The sequence below is a fragment of the Micromonospora sp. WMMD730 genome (assembly GCF_049178955.1).
GTDB classification, from domain to species: Bacteria; Actinomycetota; Actinomycetes; order Mycobacteriales; family Micromonosporaceae; genus Micromonospora; species Micromonospora wenchangensis.
On sequence record NZ_JBMHML010000002.1, the window covers coordinates 5504233 to 5524336 of the forward strand.

Annotated in this window: 19 protein-coding genes; 8 read left to right on the top strand and 11 right to left on the bottom strand. The window is 72.1% G+C overall.

The features are described from left to right. The 3 genes from miaA to ACN265_RS23285 all read right to left on the bottom strand — a co-directional run bounded on the left by miaA (window position 1) and on the right by ACN265_RS23285 (window position 2345). A complete protein-coding gene (gene miaA, locus ACN265_RS23275; protein WP_421409494.1) occupies window positions 1-912 on the bottom strand; it encodes a tRNA (adenosine(37)-N6)-dimethylallyltransferase MiaA in 912 nt (303 codons plus the stop codon). Further along, on the bottom strand, window positions 909-1763 hold the full coding sequence (locus ACN265_RS23280; protein WP_421409496.1) for a hypothetical protein: 855 nt from the start codon (window positions 1761-1763) through the stop codon (window positions 909-911). The genes miaA and ACN265_RS23280 overlap by 4 nt, the downstream gene beginning before the upstream one ends. A 132-nt stretch (window positions 1764-1895) precedes the next feature. Next, the gene (locus tag ACN265_RS23285; RefSeq protein WP_363794873.1) at window positions 1896-2345 is read right to left on the bottom strand and encodes a hypothetical protein; all 450 of its coding nucleotides are present in this window, start codon (window positions 2343-2345) and stop codon (window positions 1896-1898) included. Between the two features lie 254 nt (window positions 2346-2599). Here ACN265_RS23285 and ACN265_RS23290 point away from each other — a divergent pair, with 254 nt between their 5' ends. The 3 genes from ACN265_RS23290 to ACN265_RS23300 all read left to right on the top strand — a co-directional run bounded on the left by ACN265_RS23290 (window position 2600) and on the right by ACN265_RS23300 (window position 7623). After that, window positions 2600-3808 (top strand): DUF349 domain-containing protein, encoded by a 1209-nt coding sequence (locus tag ACN265_RS23290; RefSeq protein ID WP_421409498.1) that lies wholly within the window; start codon window positions 2600-2602, stop codon window positions 3806-3808. 483 nt (window positions 3809-4291) lie between these two features. Further along, the gene (locus tag ACN265_RS23295) at window positions 4292-5959 is read left to right on the top strand and encodes a cellulase family glycosylhydrolase (RefSeq protein ID WP_204923949.1); all 1668 of its coding nucleotides are present in this window, start codon (window positions 4292-4294) and stop codon (window positions 5957-5959) included. A gap of 302 nt (window positions 5960-6261) precedes the next feature. Next, window positions 6262-7623 (top strand): cellulose binding domain-containing protein, encoded by a 1362-nt coding sequence (locus ACN265_RS23300; protein WP_421409500.1) that lies wholly within the window; start codon window positions 6262-6264, stop codon window positions 7621-7623. A 46-nt stretch (window positions 7624-7669) separates the two neighbouring features. Here ACN265_RS23300 and miaB read toward each other — a convergent pair whose 3' ends face one another. After that, the gene (gene miaB / locus ACN265_RS23305) at window positions 7670-9184 is read right to left on the bottom strand and encodes a tRNA (N6-isopentenyl adenosine(37)-C2)-methylthiotransferase MiaB (RefSeq protein WP_421409502.1); all 1515 of its coding nucleotides are present in this window, start codon (window positions 9182-9184) and stop codon (window positions 7670-7672) included. A 66-nt stretch (window positions 9185-9250) separates the two neighbouring features. Between miaB and ACN265_RS23310 the strand changes: the two genes are divergently transcribed. Then, window positions 9251-9475, top strand: coding sequence for a DUF2277 family protein (locus ACN265_RS23310; protein ID WP_420118753.1), 225 nt, complete (start codon window positions 9251-9253; stop codon window positions 9473-9475). Between the two features lie 55 nt (window positions 9476-9530). Here the strand turns inward: ACN265_RS23310 and ACN265_RS23315 are convergent, their stop codons facing one another. Both ACN265_RS23315 and selD read right to left on the bottom strand, forming a co-directional pair. Continuing rightward, the gene (locus ACN265_RS23315) at window positions 9531-10010 is read right to left on the bottom strand and encodes a hypothetical protein (RefSeq protein ID WP_420118752.1); all 480 of its coding nucleotides are present in this window, start codon (window positions 10008-10010) and stop codon (window positions 9531-9533) included. 259 nt (window positions 10011-10269) lie between these two features. Beyond that, window positions 10270-11259, bottom strand: a complete 990-nt coding sequence (gene selD, locus ACN265_RS23320; RefSeq protein WP_421409506.1) for a selenide, water dikinase SelD — start codon at window positions 11257-11259, stop codon at window positions 10270-10272. A 197-nt stretch (window positions 11260-11456) separates the two neighbouring features. Here selD and ACN265_RS23325 point away from each other — a divergent pair, with 197 nt between their 5' ends. The 4 genes from ACN265_RS23325 to ACN265_RS23340 are packed head-to-tail and all read left to right on the top strand — an operon-like array spanning window position 11457 to window position 14860. Beyond that, window positions 11457-12212: an amino acid ABC transporter ATP-binding protein gene (locus ACN265_RS23325; RefSeq protein WP_357758863.1), complete on the top strand. Its 756-nt coding sequence runs from the start codon at window positions 11457-11459 to the stop codon at window positions 12210-12212. 57 nt (window positions 12213-12269) lie between these two features. Continuing rightward, a complete protein-coding gene (locus ACN265_RS23330; protein ID WP_421409509.1) occupies window positions 12270-13148 on the top strand; it encodes a glutamate ABC transporter substrate-binding protein in 879 nt (292 codons plus the stop codon). A gap of 39 nt (window positions 13149-13187) precedes the next feature. Further along, window positions 13188-13895 (top strand): amino acid ABC transporter permease, encoded by a 708-nt coding sequence (locus ACN265_RS23335; protein WP_421409511.1) that lies wholly within the window; start codon window positions 13188-13190, stop codon window positions 13893-13895. Beyond that, complete coding sequence (locus tag ACN265_RS23340) at window positions 13892-14860, top strand: amino acid ABC transporter permease (RefSeq protein ID WP_420118747.1); 969 nt, start codon at window positions 13892-13894, stop codon at window positions 14858-14860. Before ACN265_RS23335 ends, ACN265_RS23340 begins: the two co-directional genes overlap by 4 nt. A 64-nt stretch (window positions 14861-14924) precedes the next feature. Here the strand turns inward: ACN265_RS23340 and rny are convergent, their stop codons facing one another. The 5 genes from rny to ACN265_RS23365 all read right to left on the bottom strand — a co-directional run bounded on the left by rny (window position 14925) and on the right by ACN265_RS23365 (window position 20104). Further along, on the bottom strand, window positions 14925-16691 hold the full coding sequence (rny, locus tag ACN265_RS23345; RefSeq protein ID WP_420115826.1) for a ribonuclease Y: 1767 nt from the start codon (window positions 16689-16691) through the stop codon (window positions 14925-14927). A 546-nt stretch (window positions 16692-17237) separates the two neighbouring features. Next, window positions 17238-17942 carry a 3-keto-5-aminohexanoate cleavage protein gene (locus ACN265_RS23350; RefSeq protein WP_421409513.1) on the bottom strand — a complete coding sequence of 235 codons (705 nt, stop codon included), beginning with the start codon at window positions 17940-17942 and terminating at the stop codon, window positions 17238-17240. A gap of 2 nt (window positions 17943-17944) precedes the next feature. After that, on the bottom strand, window positions 17945-18658 hold the full coding sequence (locus ACN265_RS23355) for a regulatory protein RecX (RefSeq protein WP_420115824.1): 714 nt from the start codon (window positions 18656-18658) through the stop codon (window positions 17945-17947). Window positions 18659-18672: 14 nt separating this feature from the next. Next, entirely contained in the window at window positions 18673-19719 is a 1047-nt protein-coding gene (recA, locus tag ACN265_RS23360) for a recombinase RecA (protein WP_088647146.1), read from the bottom strand. A gap of 184 nt (window positions 19720-19903) precedes the next feature. Further along, window positions 19904-20104 (bottom strand): DUF3046 domain-containing protein, encoded by a 201-nt coding sequence (locus tag ACN265_RS23365; RefSeq protein ID WP_204923937.1) that lies wholly within the window; start codon window positions 20102-20104, stop codon window positions 19904-19906.

Genomic DNA, 20104 nt, shown 5'->3' on the forward strand with positions numbered 1-20104 from the left:
TCATCGCCGATGCCCGGCGACCACCCGCAGGGCAGTCTCGACAACCGTCGGTTCGGTCGGGTCCAGCCAGTGGATGCGCTGGTCACGGCGGAACCAGGAGCGTTGCCGTCGGACGAACCGGCGGGTGGCCCGGATCGTCTCCTCCCGTGCCCGCGCCTCGTCGGTCTCCCCGGCCAGGAACCGCAGCACCTGCTGGTAGCCGAGCGCCCGGCTGGCCGTCCGGCCGTCGGCCAGGCCCTGCCCGCGCAGCGCGCGTACCTCGGCGACCAGTCCGTCGGCCCACATCCGGTCGACCCGCACCGCGATCCGCTCGTCGAGCAGCGCGGTGTCGAGGTCGACGCCGAGCTGCACCGCCGGGTAGTACGGGGTCGGGTCGGGCAGCGAGGCGGTGAACGGCGCACCGGTCAGCTCGATCACCTCCAGCGCCCGGACGATGCGTCGGCCGTTGCCGGGCAGGATGCCCGCCGCCGCCACCGGGTCCGCCCCGGCCAGCCGGGCGTACAGCGGGGCCGGGCCGAGCTGCGCCAGTTCCGCCTCCAGCCGTTCGCGTACCGCCGGGTCGGTGCCGGGGAACTCGAACTGTTCGAGCACCGCCCGCACGTACAGGCCGGAGCCGCCGACGAGCAGCGGCACCCGCCCCCGGGCCAGGATGTCGTCGACCGCCGCGCGGGCCAGCCGCTGGTATTCGGCGACGCTGGCCGGCTCGGTGACCGGCCAGATGTCCAGCAGGTGGTGCGGCACCCCGTCGCGCTCGGCGGGGGTGAGCTTGGCGGTGCCGATGTCCATGCCCCGGTAGAGCTGCATCGAGTCGGCGTTGACCACCTCACCGCCGAGGGCGTGTGCCAGGGCGATGCTCAGCGCCGACTTGCCCGCTGCGGTCGGGCCGACCACGGCGACGACCGTGCCGCTCACCGCGTCACACCGCCCGCCGCCGCCGTCCCGGCGTCATCCGCCATTGTCCCGGCATCGCCCGCCGGTGTCCCGTCCGGGCCGGGCGGGTCCGTCCGCGTCCAGGAGGCCACCAGGTAGCCGACACCGTAGGGGACGGCGTGGTGGCGCAGTTCGCCGTGCCAGTCGCCGCCGGCCGCGCGGACCGCCCCGGCCAGCACCTGCCAGGCCGGCCGACCGGCGACCCCTAGCTGCGCCGACAGCCCGCGGTCCAGACCGAGCAGGGCGTCGGCGTCCGCGTCGGCCAGGGCACGGGCGACCCCCTCGTCGTACGCCCCGGCGCGCGGGTCGTCGTAGCCTGGCGCTTTCGGGCCGTGGCAGGCCGACCCGTCACCGAGCACCAGCAGGGCCCACGGCCCGTCCACCCGCAGCCCGGCGCCGAGGGCGGCGCACCGGTCGGCCGGCTCGTCCGACGCGACGCTCACCAGCCGCCAGGCGGTCGGGGTCGGCGGGGCGGTCCGGTCGACCAGCCAGGCCCCGACCAGCAGACTCAACGGCAGCCCCTCGTCGTCGGCCGACGACGACACCGGCTCGACGCCGGCCGGCGGAGGCACCGGCTCGACGCCGGCCGTTACGAGACCGACCGTGAGGGGCAGGCCCCAGGGGGCGAAGCTGCCCCGCTGGGGCAGCGTCAGTTCGGTGGTGCGCTCACCGGCACCGACCAGCACGACGGTGTCCGCCCCGGTCGCGTAGAGGGCGGCGACGGCGGCGGCGCAGGCGTCACGCAGCTCCGCCAGCTCGGGCGCGGCGGCCCCGGCCAGTTCGGGGACGATCAGCGGCGGGTGCGGGCAGACGGCGGCGGCGAGCAGTGGCACCAGGCAACGGTAACGGCCGGGCACCGCCCGCTCCGCCCACCCCGCCGCCCGGCCCCGGGCGCACAGGCCCTGCGGCCCTACTGCCCCGGGGCCATCGGCCATGTGGTCAGCCGGACCGGGTGGCGGGGACGGTCAGCCGGTCTGTCCGCCCCAGCCGCCCTGGACCATGGTCTGGAACCGCCACTGCCCGCCGGTGCGGACCAGCAGGTCGGCGTAGCGCACCCGCTGGCGTTGGCCGTCGAGGGTGAACTCGGCCTCGGTGAGCACCACGGCCAGGCTGCGGGTGAGGAAGTAGGGCGTGCGCCGGCTCTCCATCCGCAGGTCGCCTCCGCCGCCGAGGACGCCGCCCATCATCTCCAGGTAGGCCGCCCGGTCGAGCTGGCGGGCCGAACCCTCGCCGGCCGCGTCGTCGGTGACCGTGTTGAGCGGGAACATCGCCAGGTCGGCGGTGCCGGTCACGTCGCCCGCCTCGGCCAGGGCGTCGTACCGGCGGAACCACTCGTCCAGCTCGGCGAGATCGGCGGCGTCGGGCACGAACCCGGGGTCGGCCGGGGGCGTCATCCGGGTGTGGGACTGCGTCATCCTGCTCCTCCTCGCCCGCCCGGGGCACGGGCGGCAACGTCGGTGTACGGCCTACCGTACACCGTACGGCGGATTGCGACACTCGCCCCACGGAGCCTGTGTGTGGGTGCTAGGACACCGTATGGTCACGGTCAGAGACAGGCGCTCGACGCGGACGGGGGCGGACCTGTGACAATGCCGGGAGCAAGTTGGCTGCGCCGTGGCGGCGATCGCGGGGGGTTTCCCGACGACGCCGGGAGAACGAGGATGGGCACATGAGCGACTGGACTGCCTTCGGACGGGTGGACGCGGACGGCACCGTGTACGTGAAGACCAGCGAGGGCGAGCGGGTGGTCGGATCCTGGCAGGCGGGCGCGCCCGAGGAGGGCCTGGCCCACTTCGCCCGCCGCTTCGCCGACCTGGTCACCGAGGTGGACCTCACCGAGGCCCGGCTCAACTCGGGCGCCGCCGACGCGGGAGGTTCGCTGAGCACCGTACGGCGGATCCGCGCCTCGCTGGCCGAGGCCCACGTCGTGGGGGACATCGACGCCCTCGCCACGCGCCTGGACAAGCTCGCCGTGCTCGCCGAGGAGAAGGCCGGCGAGGCCCGTGCCGCCCGGGAGGCCGCCCGGGGTGAGGCGCTCGCCCGTAAGACCGCCCTGGTCGAGGAGGCCGAGAAGCTGGCCGCCGAGTCGACCGGCTGGAAGACGGCCGGTGACCGGCTCAAGGAGATCCTCGACGAGTGGAAGACCATCCGGGGGGTCGACAAGAAGGCCGACGGTGAGCTGTGGAAGCGGTTCGCCGCCGCCCGGGACGGCTTCACCAGGCGTCGGGGCGCCCACTTCGCCTCCCTCGACCAGCAGCGCAAGCAGGCGCACACGGTCAAGGAGGAGCTGGTCGCCGAGGCCGAGAAGCTCTCCGACTCCACCGACTGGGCGGCCACGGCCAACCAGCTCAAGGAGCTGATGAACCAGTGGAAGGCCGCCCCGCGCGCCTCCAAGGAGTCGGAGCAGAAGCTCTGGGAACGGTTCCGCGCCGCCCAGGACGCCTTCTTCAGCCGGCGCAGTGAGGTCTTCTCGGCCCGGGACAACGAGCAGCGGGCCAACCTGGAGCGCAAGCAGGCGCTGCTGGCCGAGGCCGAGGCGCTCGACGTCGACGGCGACCCGAAGGGCGCCCAGGCGAAGCTGCGCGATATCCAGGCCCAGTGGCACGAGGCGGGCCGGGTGCCCCGGGAGGCCGCCGCCGGCCTGGAGCGGCGACTGCGGGCCATCGACGACAAGGTCCGCGAGGTGATGGACTCGGCCTGGCGGCGGACCACCAAGGAGGACAACCCGCTGCTCGCCCAGATGCGGGCGCAGGTCGCCGAGGCCGAGGAGCGGCTCGCCCGCGCCCAGGCCGCCGGGGACGCCCGCCGGGTCAAGGAGGCCGAGCAGGCGCTCGCCTCCAAGCGGCAGTTCCTCCAGCTCGCCGAACAGGCCGGCTGACCCCGACCGGCCGTCCGCGCCGGTTGGATGGACACGCCGGTTGGACGGACATGCCGGTTGGATGGACATACGTGAGCCCCCGGTCCCGGGTGAAGGGGCCGGGGGCTCACGCGCGTGTCCGCCCTGGTCGCCGAGCGGACCACCCGGCGGGGCCCGTGCGGGGAGCATCCCGGGCACGCCGGTTACCAGCCGGAACGACCCTTCCGGCGGGGCCGCCGCGACCTGCGGTTGACGCATCGAGACCGGCTGATCAGAATGGGCGGCAGAGCCAGGTCGATCCCACCGGCGCGAGGGCACCGACGACGGACACCGTCGTCGGGAGTCGCCGGTGCACCGCAGCGAGTGGCCGTGTCCACGTGACCCGGCACGTCGCGCACTGTCCGCGTATCCCGTAACGAGCGGGACGGACGGCGGCGGCCGGCTTTCCCCCCGGTTTTCCGCCCGCGTCGCCTCGCGACGCCGGGCATCCGAAGTGGAGCCCGCATGTACCGACCCCGCATTCTCGGCGCCGCGCTCACCGCGCTCGCCACCGCTGCGGCAGGCGTGTTCGTCGCCGCCGCCGTCGGCACCACCCCGGCCGCCGCCGCCGTCGGCGGCACCGGCACCGGCTACCTGCACACCAACGGCAACAAGATCGTCGACAGCACCGGCGCGACGGTACGGCTGACCGGCATCAACTGGTTCGGCATGGAGACCGACAACCGCACGTTCCACGGCCTGTGGTCGAACAACCCGTGGCGTGGGCAGCTCGACAAGATGGCCAGCCTGGGCTACAACACGCTGCGCATCCCGTACTCGAACGACTCGGTGAAGCCGGGCGCGACCGCCACCGGGATCAACGACTTCGTCAACCCGGACCTGGTCGGGCTCTCCCCGTTGCAGATCCTCGACAAGGTGATCGACTACGCCGGCAGCAAGGGCATGCGGGTCATCCTGGACCGGCACCGGCCGACGTCGGCCGGTCAGTCGCCGCTCTGGTACACCCCGACGGTCTCCGAGGCGACCTGGCTCGCCGACTGGAAGATGCTGGCCCAGCGGTACGCCGGCAACACCACGGTGATCGGCGCGGACCTGCACAACGAGCCGCACGCCGAGGGCACCAACCCGGCCGCGACCGGCGCCTGCTGGGGCTGCGGCGACACCACCCGGGACTGGCGGCTGGCCGCCGAGCGGGCCGGTAACGCCATCCTCGGGGTGCAGCCGAACTGGCTGATCTTCGTGGAGGGGGTGAGCTGCCCCAGCGGCGGCCTGTCGAACGTCTGGGACAACGACACCAGCAACGACGAGGACTGTGGCTGGTGGGGTGGCAACCTGTCCAAGGCCGGGCAGTTCCCGGTCCGGCTGAACGTGGCCAACCGGCTGGTCTACTCGCCGCACGAGTACGCCACCAGCGTCTACGAGCAGGAGTGGTTCAAGGCGGCCGACTTCCCGGCGAACCTGCCGGCGGTCTGGGACCGCTACTGGGGTTACCTCTACAAGCAGAACATCGCCCCGATCATGATGGGCGAGTTCGGCAGCACCCTGGCCGACCCCCGGGACAAGGTGTGGCTGGAGAAGCTGATGGCCTACACCGGCACCGGCGTGAACGGGATGTCCTTCACCTACTGGTCGTGGAACCCCAACTCGGGTGACACGGGTGGCATCGCGCTGGACGACTGGACCAACATCAACACCGCCAAGCAGGCGATCCTCCAGCCGTACCTGATCCCGCCGGTCGCCGGTGGGGCCGACCCGACCGGCACCCCGACGCCGAAGCCGCCGACCACCACCCCGGTGCCGCCGACCACGACCCCGCCGCCGCCCACCACGACGCCCCCGCCGCCCACCACCACGCCCCCGCCGGCGGGTGGCTGCACCGCCACCTACAAGCAGGTCAACGCCTGGCAGGGTGGCTTCCAGGGTGAGCTGACCGTCAAGAACACCAGTTCGTCGGCGGTGAACCCGTGGTCGGTGACCTGGACCTGGCCGGCCGGGGTGACCCTGGTCAACGGCTGGAACGCCACGGTCACCCAGTCCGGCACGACGGTGACCGCCGCCGGGCCGAACTACGCGCCGTCGCTGGCGGCGGGCGCGTCGATCACCGTGGGCTTCACCGCCAACGGTACGGCCGCCGCCCCGGCCTCGGTGAAGCTCAAGGGCACCGCCTGCTGAGCTGAGCCTGTCCACCCGGCGGGCCGCCGGTCGACGCACGAGTCGACCGGCGGCCCGCCGGCTCGTTCGGCACCGTCGGGTGGTGGCCGGCATGCCGATTTACATCCGTCACTGTCTATGCTTTGCTCGGGAAAGCGCTTGTCCGGGCCGCGGGCGCACCACACGGGAGCCACCTCGTACCGACCTGACCCCCCGGCAGGGGCCGATCGGCGAACGCGGCGAGTCACCGGTGCCCACGGGCGCGGCAGCCACCGGCGGCTCCCCCGTCGACGGCCGCCTGTCCCACCCGAAAGGGACGCAGCATGCGCACACCTCGGCGTCGTACGACGCTGATCGCCGCCACCACCGTCGCCCTGCTCGCCACCGGCACGCTCACCGCCGTCGCCGCCCACGCCGCCCCCGGCTGCGCGGTCACCTACACCGTCGGCGGGCAGTGGCAGAGCGGATTCACCGGCAACATCACCATCACCAACCTCGGCGACCCGCTGTCGGGCTGGAGCCTGCGCTGGTCGTACTCGGCCGGCCAGACGGTCAGTGACGCCTGGAACGCCACCGTGGCCCAGAGCGGCAGCACGGTGACCGCCACCAACGTGGGCTACAACGGGAGCGTGCCGACCGGCGGCAGCGTCTCGTTCGGCTTCAACGGCACCTGGAACAACTCCAGCAACCCGGCACCGACCAGCTTCACCGTCAACGGGGTGACCTGCACCGGAAGCACCGCCCCCACCGGTGCGCCGACCACCCCGCCGTCGGCCACACCCCCGCCTATGACGCCCCCGGCGACCACCCCGCCGCCGAGCGTGCCGCAGACCGGCCTGGTCGGCTGGGCCACCCAGAACGGCGGCACCACCGGCGGCGGCAGCGCCGGCGCGACGACCGTCTCCACCGCCTCGGCGCTGACCAGCGCGTTGAACGCCACGGGTGCGGCGGTGATCCGGGTCTCCGGCACCATCAACTGCTCGGGCATGCTGCGGGTCCGCTCCAACAAGACGGTGCTCGGCAACGCCGGGGCGACGATCGTCGGCTGCGGGTTCACCGTCAACGGCGACCGCAACGTGATCATCCGCAATCTGACGTTCCGCAACTGGAGCGACGACGCGGTCAACGTGGAGAGTTCGGCCACCAATATCTGGATCGACCACAACACGTTCAGCAACGGCTACGACGGCACCGTCGACATCAAGCGCGGCTCCGACTTCGTCACCGTCTCCTGGAACCGGGTCTACAGCCACGACAAGACGATGCTGCTCGGGCACAGCGACGACAACGGCGGCCAGGACATCGGCCACCTGCGGGTGACCTACCACCACAACTGGTACGACGGCAGCAAGCAGCGCAACCCCCGGGTCCGTTTCGGCAACCCGGTGCACGTCTACAACAACTACTACTACAACAACGCCGGCTACGGCGTGGCGTCCACGATGAGCGCCGGGGTGCTCGTCGAGGGCAACTACTTCGAGAACGTCAAGGACACCTACCACCTCGGCGAGGCCGACTCCGGGCCGGGCAGCCTGGTGGCCCGCAACAACCACTTCGTCAACTCGCCCGCCGGGCAGACCGGCGGCAGCGTCGCCGGCATCCCGTACCCGTACACCCTGGACAGCGCGAGCAGCGTGAAGTCCATCGTGACGGCGGGTGCCGGCGCGGGCCGGATCTCGGTCTGACCGGGCACCGGTCGGGGTCCGCCGGTGGCGGGCCCCGGCCGGGGCGTCAGTGCGCGGCGCAGCCGGCCGTCGGTGCGGGCGGCGCGGCCGGCGCACCGACCGTGGGCAACCCGAGCAACACCCCGGGGGTACGCGGGGCGCGGCCCGCCTCGGCGGCGTCCCCGGCCCGGGTGCGGCGGTGTGCCAGCGGCGCGCCGTCGGCGTTGAGGTGGTGCGGGGCGGCGTAGGTGACGGTGGTGTGCACGATGTCGCCCGGCCGGACGGTGCCGGCCGCGCCCGGCTCACCGGGTCCGCCGGTGGCGAAGTGCACCAGGCGGCCGTCGCGGGCCCGGCCGGAGAGCCGGCCGGTGCGGTCGTCCTTGCGGCCCTCGCCGACGGCGACCAGCACCTCGACGGTCTCGCCGACCAGACGCTTGTTCTCCGCCCAGGTGATCTCCTCGACGCAGGCGATCAGCCGCTCGTAGCGTTCCTGCACGACCTGCTTGGGCAGTTGGCCGTCCATGGTCGCGGCCGGGGTGCCGGGGCGCTTGGAGTACTGGAAGGTGAACGCCGACGAGAACCGGGCCGCGCGGACCACGTCGAGGGTGCGCTCGAAGTCCGCCTCGGTCTCGCCGGGGAAGCCGACGATGATGTCGGTGGTGATCGCCGCGTCGGGCATCGCCGCGCGGACCTTCTCGATGATGCCGAGGTAGCGCTCCGACCGGTATGACCGGCGCATCGCCTTCAGCACGTCGTCCGAGCCGGACTGCAACGGCATGTGCAGCGAGTGGCAGACGTTGGGGGTCTCGGCCATCGCGGCGATCACGTCGTCGGTGAAGTCCTTCGGGTGCGGGCTGGTGAACCGGACCCGTTCCAACCCGTCGATCTCGCCTGTCGCGCGCAGCAGCTTGCCGAAGGCGTACCGGTCGCCGAACTCGACGCCGTAGGAGTTGACGTTCTGCCCGAGCAGGGTCACCTCCAGCACGCCCTCGGCGACCAGCGCGCGCACCTCGGCGAGGACGTCACCGGGGCGGCGGTCCTTCTCCCTGCCGCGCAGCGAGGGCACGATGCAGAACGTGCAGGTGTTGTTGCAGCCCACCGAGATCGAAACCCAGCCGGCGTACGTCGACTCGCGCCGGGTCGGCAGGGTGGACGGGAAGACGTCGAGGGATTCGAGGATCTCCACCTCGGCGGCGGTGTTGTGCCGGGCCCGTTCCAGCAGCACCGGCAGCGAGCCGATGTTGTGCGTGCCGAAGACCACGTCCACCCAGGGGGCCTTGCGGACGATGTCGCCGCGGTCCTTCTGGGCCAGGCAACCGCCGACGGCGATCTGCATCCCGGGGTGCCTGTCCTTCACGGGGCGCAGGTGACCGAGGTTGCCGTAGAGCCGGTTGTCGGCGTTCTCCCGGACGGCGCAGGTGTTGAACACCACCACGTCCGGGTTGTCGTCGGCCTCGGCGAGCCGCACGTAACCGGCCTGTTCGAGCAGGCCGGAGATGCGCTCGGAGTCGTGCACGTTCATCTGGCAGCCGTACGTGCGCACCTGGTAGGTGCGCGGGCTGCCCGCGGCTGCGGTAGTCATGACGTGCACAGCGTATCCGGGCCGACCGACCCGGGCCGACCGGGAAGACCCCGACGAGGAGGAACCATGTGCCGGAGCATCAAGACCCTGCGCGAGCCGTACGTCCCGACGGTCACCCCTGCCGACATCGAGGCGGCGGCGTTGCAGTACGTGCGGAAGGTGTCCGGTTTCCGGGCCCCGGCGGCACACAACGCGGCGGCGTTCGACGCGGCGGTGCAGGCGGTGACCGCCGCCACCGCGACCCTGCTGGACCAGTTGCAGGTCCGGGGCGCCCGCCCGACCGCCCCCTGACCCCGGCTCACCGGCCCGGATCGGACCGCGGCGGGGGCCGGGCCGGGCGGGGCGGTCAGGCGGCGGCGAGGGCCGGGTTGACCGAGTCCGGTTCCCAGCGCGACCGGCAGCACCGCGACCAGCCCCGGCAGCCCGGGTGCGCCAGGGTGCAGAGCCGGCGCTCGGAGAGCACCTCGCCGTCGTCGGTCTCGGTGATCTCGAAGTGCACCGGGCGGATCGTGCCGTCCGGGGCGACCAGCAGGTGCCGGCCGGCGTCGAGGGTGTCGTCGGCCAGCAGGCAGTCCCGGTCGAGCAGCCGGGCCAGCGCGGCGACCGCGCTCAACTCGTGCAACGACTCGGGTACGCCGTAGCAGTCGACGATCGTCCCGAACTCCCCCGGGGCCTCCCAGACGTCGCAGATCACCGCGTACGTGGGCAGCCGGGCCGGGTCCGCCACGGCCAGGGGCATCACCACCCGACCGAGGGCCTCGGCCAGCGCCGGGTACACCTCGTCGGGTGCGATCCCGTCGATTCTCCAGTTCCACAGCTCGGTCATGCCGCCTCCTCGCTGCGTTCGTCCCACCGGCCTCCGGATCGGGCCTTAATGACGATGGTGGGGGGCATATGACCTCAGCCGGGGACAAGTTACCGGTCTGTGACCATTCCGGGCAAAATTTCCTGACGCTCCGCTGCGCCGAGTAGCAGGAAAATGACAGTTTATCGGGTACGGTGCCCTGCCGCCGCCGTCATCCGCGCCGCCGGTCCGGGCCACCCGGCCCCCACCCCGGGGCGGGGGCCACCGCGCGGCCGGCACGTCAGCGGACGACGACCATCGACTCCCCCCGGGGCAGCAGCTCGCCGATCACCGTGCCACCGGGCACCTCGCCGGCCAGCAGCAGGCCGCCGGAGGTCTGCGCGTCGGCCAGCAGCAGCCGGTCGGCCTCACCCGTCGACCCGAACCCGGTCCACGGGCTGACCCAGTCCAGGTTGCGTCGGGTGCCGCCGCTGACGTGCCCGTCGCGCGCCGCCTGGCGGGCACCGGGCAGGTAGGGCACCCGGGCCGCGTCGATCGCCACCGTCAGGCCACTGGCGCGGGCCAGCTTCGAGGCGTGCCCGAGCAGCCCGAAACCGGTCACGTCGGTGCCGCAGCGGATGCCGGCCGCGACGGCGGCGCGCGCCGCGTCCCGGTTCAGCGTGGTCATCGACGCCACCGCCTCGGCGGAGACCTCACCGGTGGCCTTGTGCCTGGTGTTCAGCACCCCGACGCCGAGCGGCTTGGTCAGCGACAGCGGCAGCCCGGCCCGCCCGGCGTCCAGGGTGATCAACTCGTCGGGACGGACCAGCCCGGTCACCGCCAGCCCGTACTTCGGGCCGTCGTCGTCGACGCTGTGCCCGCCGGCCAGGTGGCAGCCGGCCTCCCGGGCCACGTCCTGCCCGCCGCGCAGCACCTCCCGGGCCAGCTCCAGCGGGAGGGTGTCCCGGGGCCAGCAGAGCAGGTTGATGGCGACCAGCGGGGTGCCGCCCATGGCGTACACGTCGGACAGGGCGTTCGCGGCGGCGATCCGCCCCCAGTCGTAGGCGTCGTCGACGACCGGGGTGAAGAAGTCGGCGGTGGTGACCACGCCGGTCCGCTCGTCCAGCCGGACCACCGCGGCGTCGTCGCCGTGGTCCAGGCCGACCAGCAGCTCGGCGGTGCCGGTGGCCGGGCCGAGCCCGGCGACCATCGCCTCCAGCTCCCCCGGCGGGATCTTGCAGGCGCAGCCGCCACCACGCGCGTACTCGGTCAGGCGGACCCGGTCGGTCATCCCCCCATGATCTCCGTCACCCCGCCGCACCGCCACCTGACGGCCCGTCGGGGTGACGGAATTCGGACGTCGGCGTACACCCGACACCGGTGTTACCTCTCCGTGACCCGTTGGGTTGCGATCCGCCACGCCGCCCCGCCTACAGTGGCCCAACCGGGGGTCGACCGACCCCGCTTTCCGGTACGACGACAGGGACGGTGGACGACGTGGCGACCGGCGAACCGCTGATCGTGCTGGACAAGGTCAACAAGTGGTTCGGCCCCCTGCACGTGCTCGACGACGTGTCACTCTCGGTGGGCAAGGGCGAGGTCGTGGTGGTGATCGGGCCGTCCGGCTCGGGCAAGTCGACGCTCTGCCGGACGATCAACCGGCTGGAGCCGATCAACGACGGGACGATCACCTTCGACGGCCGGCCGCTGCCGGCCGAGGGGCGGGCGCTGGCGAAGCTGCGCAGCGAGGTCGGCATGGTCTTCCAGTCGTTCAACCTCTTCGCCCACAAGACCATCCTGGAGAACGTCACCCTCGGGCCGGTCAAGGTCCGCAAGGAGAAGCCGGCCGCCGCCCGCGAGCGCGGCCTGGCCCTGCTCGACCGGGTCGGCATCGCCAACCAGGCCGACAAGTACCCGGCCCAGCTCTCCGGCGGCCAGCAGCAGCGGGCGGCGATCGCCCGCGCGCTGGCCATGCAGCCCAAGGCGATGCTCTTCGACGAGCCGACCAGCGCGCTCGACCCGGAGATGGTCGGCGAGGTGCTCGACGTGATGACCTCGCTGGCGAGCGAGGGAATGACGATGGTGGTGGTGACCCACGAGATGGGCTTCGCCCGGCACGCCGCCAACCGGGTGATCTTCATGGCGGACGGGCAGCTCGTCGAGGACGCCCCGCCGACGGAGTTCTTCGCCAACCCGCGCAGCGAGCGGGCCCGGGACTTCCTCTCCAAGATCCTCACGCACTAGGCGTCCGTAGTGGAGCGCGCCGGTCACCGGTGCATTCCGACGAAGAAGGAGTTCAGTATGCGTATGAAGCGCGTGGCGGCAGTCGCCGCGGCGGCTACTCTGGCGCTCGGCATGGCCGCCTGCGGTGGCGACGACGCCGACGAGGGCACCGGCGCCGGCAGCAAGTCCTTCGCCGCCGGCAGCACCATGGAGAAGCTCAACAAGGCGCAGAAGATCAAGGTCGGCACCAAGTTCGACCAGCCCGGCTTCGGCCAGAAGGGCCTGTCGGGCAAGCCGGAGGGCTTCGACGTCGAGATCGCCAAGCTCATCGTCAAGGAGCTGGGCATCCCCGAGGACAAGATCGAGTACGTCGAGACGCCGTCGAAGGTCCGTGAGGACGTCATCGTCAACGGCACCGTCGACCTGGTCGCGGCGACCTACACGATCAACGACAAGCGCAAGGAGCGGATCGCCTTCGCGGGCCCGTACTACGAGGCCGGCCAGAACATCCTGGTCAAGAAGGACGACACCACCATCACCGGGCCGGACTCCTTCAAGGACGGCACCAAGAAGGTCTGCTCGGTGACCGGGTCCACCCCGGCCGAGGAGATCAAGAAGTACGTCAAGGACGTCGCCACCCAGCTGGTGCTCTTCGACACCTACGACAAGTGCCGCGACGCCCTCAAGGGCGGTCAGGTCGACGCCGTCACCACCGACAACGTGATCCTGCTCGGCTACGTCGCCAAGGACGAGGCGTCGTTCAAGCTCGCCGGGGACAACTTCACCAAGGAGCCGTACGGCATCGGGGTGAAGAAGGAGGACAACGACTTCCGCAACTTCGTCAACGACACGCTGGAGAAGGCGTTCAACGACGGCAGCTGGAAGAAGGCGTGGGACGACACCGCCGGCAAGTTCGGCGCGGAGCTGGGCAGCGCGCCCACCGTCAACCGTTACTGATCTGACCTCGATCTGGAGGGTGGGGAGGAACACCGACCCGTGAGTGTGCTCATCGACAAGTTCGACGTCTTCGCGGGTGGTTTCTGGCTCACCCTCCAGATCTGCGTACTCGCCGCGATCGGCGCCCTGATCCTGGGCGCCGTCGTGGCGGTGCTGCGCATCTCGCCGGTGCCGCCGTTGCGCGCCGTCGGCACCGCGTACGTGAACGTCTTCCGGAACATGCCGTTGACGGTGGTGATGTTCTTCGCCGCCTTCGGCCTGCCGGCGCTCGGCTCCAACGCCGACTTCCTGCGCGTCCCGGTGCTGGATTCGCTCTTCACCCGGCTCGGCACCGACCTGCCGTACTTCCGCTTCGCGCTGATCGCCCTGGTGCTCTACACCGCCGCCTTCGTCTGCGAGGCGCTGCGCTCCGGGGTCAACGCGGTGCCGCCGGGCCAGGCCGAGGCCGCCCGGTCGCTCGGCCTGACCTTCGGCCAGAACCTGCGGCACGTGGTGCTGCCGCAGTCCTGGAAGGCGTCGGTGGTGCCGCTCGGCTCGGTGATCATCGCCATGATCAAGAACTCGGCGCTGATCGGCTTCTTCGGCGTGGTCGGCGACCTGTCCCAGACCGCCGACCAGCTCACCTCCGCCGAGGGCTACGCCTTCATCCCGGTCGCCATCGGCATCTCGATCGGTTACCTGATCATGACCGTGCCGCTCGGCGCACTGCTCGACCGGCTGGAGAAGCGACAGGCGGTGGCCCGATGAGTCAGCAGACCAGCGTCCTGTACGACGTCCCCGGCCCGCGCCAACGCCGGATCACCCTGATCAGCAGCATCGTCGCCACCGTGCTGCTGGCCGTCGGGGCGTACTTCCTGATCTACCGTCCGCTGGACGACAAGGGTCAGTTCTCGATGGAGCTGTGGGGACCGCTGGTCGACCCCTCCAACGAGAACTTCTCCCAGGTGTGGGACCGGATCGGCTTCGGGCTGAAGAACACCCTGACCGCCGCCGCGCTGGCCATCGTCGCCTCGCTGGTGGTCGGCACCCTGCTCGCGGTGCTGCGGATCCAGCTCAAGAGCCTCACCCGGCGACGCTTCACCGGGATGGCCACCCCGGTGGCCTACCTGCTGCGCGGGCTGAGCGCCGTGCTCTCGGCGGTCACCCGGGTCTGCGTCGAGGTGTTCCGGGGTCTGCCGGTGGTGCTCACCATCTTCTTCGTGGCCCGGGGCTTCCCCGAGTTCGGCATCTCCTTCGACTCGCTGTGGTACCTGGTCATCGGCCTGACCGTCTACAACTCCGTGGTCATCGCCGAGATCCTGCGCTCCGGCATGGAGGGGCTGCCCGGCGGCCAGGCCGAGGCCGCCGCCGCGATCGGCCTCTCCCCCGCCCAGACCACCCGGATGATCCTGCTGCCCCAGGCGTTCCGGATCATGCTGCCGGCGCTGATCAGCCAGCTCGTCGTGGTGCTCAAGGACACCTCGCTGGGCTTCATCATCAGCTACGAGGAGACCCTCAACATCGGCAAGCAGCTCATCGGCGTGCTGGACAACCCGATCCAGGTCTACGTGGTGATCGCCGCGCTGTTCATCCTGGCCAACTACTCGCTGTCGAAGCTGGCCCAGTTCGTCCAGCGCCGGCTCTCTCGGGGCCGCAAGTCCGTCGGGAAGGCAACCCCGCCGCCCCCGGCCGCCGCGCTCGCCTCCCAGGCGGAGGGCGCGGGCGGCATCTGAACCACCCCGTACGACAGCGAGGGCCGGCCCGGATCTCCGGGCCGGCCCTCGCTGTCGTACGGGGTCAGCGGGCGATCTCGGTGACCCGGGACTCGCGGACCACTGTCACCCGGATCTGACCCGGGTAGGTCAGCTCCTCCTCGATCTGCTTGGCCACGTCCCGGGCGAGGACCGCCGCGCCGATGTCGTCGACGTCGTCCGGCTTGACCATCACCCGGATCTCCCGGCCCGCCTGCATCGCGAAGACCTTCTCCACGCCGATCTTGCCGGCGGCGATCTCCTCGATCCGTTCCAGCCGCTTGACGTACGCCTCCAGGCTCTCCCGCCGGGCCCCCGGCCGCCCGCCCGAGCACGCGTCGGAGGCCTGGGTGAGGACCGCCTCGATGGTCTGCGGCGGCACCTCGTTGTGGTGCGCCTCGATGGCGTGCACCACGTCCTCGCTCTCGCCGTACTTGCGGGCCAGGTCGGCACCGATGATGGCGTGACTGCCCTCCACCTCGTGGGTGAGCGCCTTGCCGATGTCGTGCAGGAACGCCGACCGCTTGATCGTCGGCACGTCCAACCGCAGCTCGGCGGCCATGATCCCGGCGATGTGCGCGGTCTCCACCAGGTGCTTGAGCACGTTCTGCCCGTACGACGTGCGGTAGCGCAGCCGGCCGAGCAGGGTGACCAGCTCGGGGTGGATCTCGGTGATGCCGACCTCGACCAGGGCGTCCTCGGCGGCCCGGTGGCACAGCTCCTCCACCTCTTGGCGGGCCAGGTCGTGCACCTCCTCGATCCGGTGCGGGTGGATGCGCCCGTCGAGGACCAGCTTCTCCAGGGTGAGCCGGCCGACCTCGCGGCGCACCGGGTCGAAGCAGGACAGCAGCACCGCCTCCGGGGTGTCGTCGATGATCAGGTTGACCCCGGTCACCGACTCGAAGGCGCGGATGTTGCGCCCCTCCCGGCCGATGATCCGCCCCTTCATCTCGTCCCCCGGCAGGTGCAGCACACTGACCACGCTCTCCGCGGTCTGCTCGCTGGCCACCCGCTGGATGGCGTCCACCACGATGTGCCGGGCGCGCTGCTCGGCGGTGTTGCGGGCGTCGGACTCGATGTCCCGCACCAGCAGCGCCGCCTCCCGCTTCGCCTGCGTCTCGATCGCCTCGATCAGCTCGGTGCGGGCCGAGTCGGCGGTGAGCCCGGCGACGCGTTCCAGTTCCCGCCGGCGCTGCTCCTCGGCCACCGTCAGGGCGGCCTCCCGGGCGGTGACCGCCGCCTCCCGCTCGGCCAGCGCGGCGCTGGCGGCGGTGAGCTGCCGCTCCCGTTCGGCCAGCCGCTCCACCTCCTCGGTGTGCAGCCGCTCCCGCTCGTCCATCCGGGCGGCCCGGCGTTCCACCTCGGCCGCCTGCTCCCGCGTCGTCGCGGCGAGCACCGCCACCTCACGCTCACCGCTGCGCCGGGCGCTGGCCCGCAACTGCTCGGCGTCCGCCTCGGCCTGCTTGTGCGCCCGCTCCAGGACGGTGTCCGCCTCGGCGCGGGCGTCGTCGAGGACCCGGCGGGCCTCGGCACGGGCCGACTTCGCCTCCGCCTTGGCCCCGGCTGCCTCGGCCCGCGCCGCCGAGGCGGCGGACTTCGCCACGTCGATGGTGCTGTTCACCTCGTCGGCGGCGCTGCGCAGCGCGGCCAGCGACTGTTCCTGCCGGTCCTTCTCCGCGATGAAGGCGGGATCGTCCGGGGCGGGGGCGGTGCCGATCCGGCGCAGCGCCCGTACGCCGACCAGGACGACGCCGACCACGACGAGGGCGAGGAGCCCGACGACGATCAGGAGCACCACGTCGAAGGTGCTCATGCCGGCGTCCCGTCACCCGGGCCGGTGGGCCGCAACACCGTGCCGGCGCGACCGTGCGCGCCACCACCTCCTGGGGACCCCCGGTCCCTGTGCCGACCAGCCATGGTCGCGCCTCCCCAAACGTCTACGCCGCAGGGGAACCGTGCCGACGGGCACGCCACCTCTGCGGCTCCGGACGCCCGACCGAGCGGCTGGCCGTGGGGATAGCTCTCCGTCGGCGATGCCCATGCGGCATCGCCGACAGCCGGGTGCAGTTGTCGGGTCGGCTCCGGACCGGCTGTCCGGAGGGACCGTCAAGGCCGGTGGAGCTGGCCAAAGTGATGCGGTTCTGTTACGCGATCTATGTTGTGCGCTTAGCCTGCGCTTGGTCGGGCAAAGTGAGCCTGTATGGCGAGGCTAGGTCGCGGGAGGCCGTTCGGTCAAGAACTCATGATCAAACCCCCCGAACGGAGAGAGTTGGCAACGTCACCCACTGGTGATCCAAATCCGGACACGGCGCTGCAAAAATCCCAAAAATCCGCAGTGGTGGGGCCGGACCCGGTCGGGTCAGCGGGCACCCAGTGCGCGGGCGCAGCCCGCCAGGGCGGCGTTGTCGGGGGCGGGTGAGCCGTCCGGCAGACGCAGGGTGTCCTCCAGACCGATCCTGGTGTCCAGGCCCCGGCGGAGCGCCTCCAGGAGCACCGGCCAGGTCGCCGGCCCCTCGCCGTGCAGCAGCACCGGAGGATCGCCGGGGGCGAGGAGGGCGAGCATGTCGGCGGCGTCGGCCAGCGCCCGGTCCGGCTCGTCGGCCAGGCACTCGACCAGGACCCGCCCGGCGGGCACCCGCCAGCCCCGCCAGGCGCGGACCGCGTCCACCGTCCAGAGGCCGGCCTCGACCAGCACACCCCGCTCGTGCAGCGCCGCCGCGACCGCCTCGGCACCGTCCTCGTGGGCGTTGACCGAGGCGAAGTCGGGTAGCACCGACCAGGCACGGACAGCGGCGACCCGGTCGGCCGGGTCGGGTGCGATCCACGCGCCGGTGCTCACCCCCACCGGCAGCCCCGGCCGGGCGGCGCGGATCGTGGTCACCGCCTCGGAGATCACCAACGGCGACAGCGACTCGGCACCGTCGGCGTCCCGGGGATGGACGTGCACCGCCGCCACCCCCAGCGCGGCACAGCGGACCGCGTCGGCGGCCAGCTCGGCTGCGGTCAGCGGCACGGCGGGATGCTCGTCGCGCCGTCGTGCACCGTTGAGGGACGCCTTCCACACGGTCAGCCCCGCTCGCCCTCGGCGTCGGCCAGCGCGTCGGCGTCGATCTGCTCGGCGAACTCGGCCGCCTCGGCGCTCTGGGCGGCCAGGGCGTCCTTCACCGCCCGGATCGCCACCCCGGGCGGATAACCCTTGCGGGCGAGCATGCCGACCAGCCGGCGGAACACCGCGTCGGGCTCGCCCCGGGCGGTCCGAAGCTTCCGGTCGACCAGGGCGCGGGCGGTCTGCGCCTCGGTCTCCTCGTCCAACTCGCCGAGCGCCTCGCTGGCCACCTCGCCGTCCACGCCACGCTGGCGCAGCTCGTTGGCCAGGGCCCGGCGGGCCAGCCCGCGACCGTTGTGCCGGCTGGATACCCAGGCGCGGGCGAAGGCCGCGTCGTCGATGATGCCGACCTCGTCGTAGCGGTCGAGCACCTGGGCGGACACCTCGTCGGAGATGCCCTTCTTCGCCAGCGCCCCGGCCAGCTCGGCCCGGGTACGCGGGCGCACCGCGAGCTGCCGCAGGCAGATCTCCCGGGCCAGCTCGCCCTCGTCCCGGGGGGTCGGCTCGACCTGCCCCGGCGCGTCCTCGTCGGCCCGTCCCCGGCGACCCCGACGGGGGCGGGTGCCACCGGCCCGGGTCGGATCGTCGGCATCGGTGCGGGAGGGGTCGTCGGCACCCGCGCGGGGTGGGGAGGCGTCCCACCCCCGCCCCGTGCGGGCGCGTCGTCCTGCCATCGGGGGGCGACCGGTCAGAAGTCGACAGGCGGCAGCTCAGGGCCACCGGCGGCGTCACCCGCGCCGACCCCGACCCCGAGCTTCTCCAGGATCTTCTTCTCGATCTCGGCGGCCACGTCCGGGTTCTCCTTCATGAACTCCCGGGCCTTCTCCTTGCCCTGGCCGAGCTGGTCACCGTCGTAGGTGTACCAGGCGCCGGACTTGCGGATGATCGCCTGCTCCACGCCGACGTCGATCAGCGAGCCCTCGCGGGAGATGCCCTTGCCGTACATGATGTCGAACTCGGCCTGCTTGAACGGCGCGGCGACCTTGTTCTTCACGACCTTGACCCGGGTGCGGTTACCGACCACGTCGGTGCCGTCCTTGAGGCTCTCGATGCGGCGCACGTCGAGCCGGACCGAGGCGTAGAACTTCAGCGCCCTACCACCGGTGGTGGTCTCGGGCGAGCCGAACATGACGCCGATCTTCTCGCGGAGCTGGTTGATGAAGATCGCCGTGGTGCCCGTGTTGTTGAGCACGCCGGTGATCTTCCGCAGCGCCTGGCTCATCAGCCGGGCCTGGAGACCGACGTGGCTGTCGCCCATCTCACCCTCGATCTCGGCGCGCGGCACCAGGGCCGCCACCGAGTCGATCACGATGATGTCGATCGCGCCGGAGCGGACCAGCATGTCGGTGATCTCCAGCGCCTGCTCGCCGGTGTCCGGCTGGGAGACCAGCAGGGCGTCGGTGTCGACGCCGAGCGCCTTGGCGTAGTCGGGGTCGAGCGCGTGCTCGGCGTCGACGAAGGCGGCGATGCCGCCGGCCCGCTGGGCGTTGGCCACCGCGTGCAGGGCGACCGTGGTCTTACCGCTGGACTCGGGGCCGTAGATCTCGACGACCCGGCCCCGGGGCAGGCCACCCACGCCGAGCGCCACGTCGAGCGCGATGGAACCGGTCGGGATGACCGAGGTCTGGACGACTGGGCGCTCGCCCAGCCGCATCACCGACCCCTTGCCGAACTGCTTGTCGATCTGAGCGAGAGCAAGGTCGAGTGCCTTCTCCCGGTCGGGCCCTGCGGCCATGTTTGCCACTCCTGCCTTCGCCGGCGTCTTTCCTGAGCTTCGCGTCACGCGGACACGCTAGGCGCTGGGTCCGACAGAAAACCAGCCGACGGGCCGCGAGCTGTGGACGAGCACCCCGCTGTGGACAATAGCCGAACAGGTGTACGAGTCGGCAAGCGACACGCGGACGGGGTTCGACGGCAGCTCAGCGTAGTCGCGCCGGCACCCGGTCGGGGTACGCGGCGACCACCGCCCGCCACACCACGTGGGTCTGCTCGCCGGCCGCGAGGGCCTGCTCGATGGTCCGCCCGTCGAGTTGGGAGAGCACCTGGTCGCTGGCGATGCTGGTCGCGTAGCCCGACCCGAACGCCTCGTCCAGCCGGGTCCAGAAGTCGGTCAACCGCAC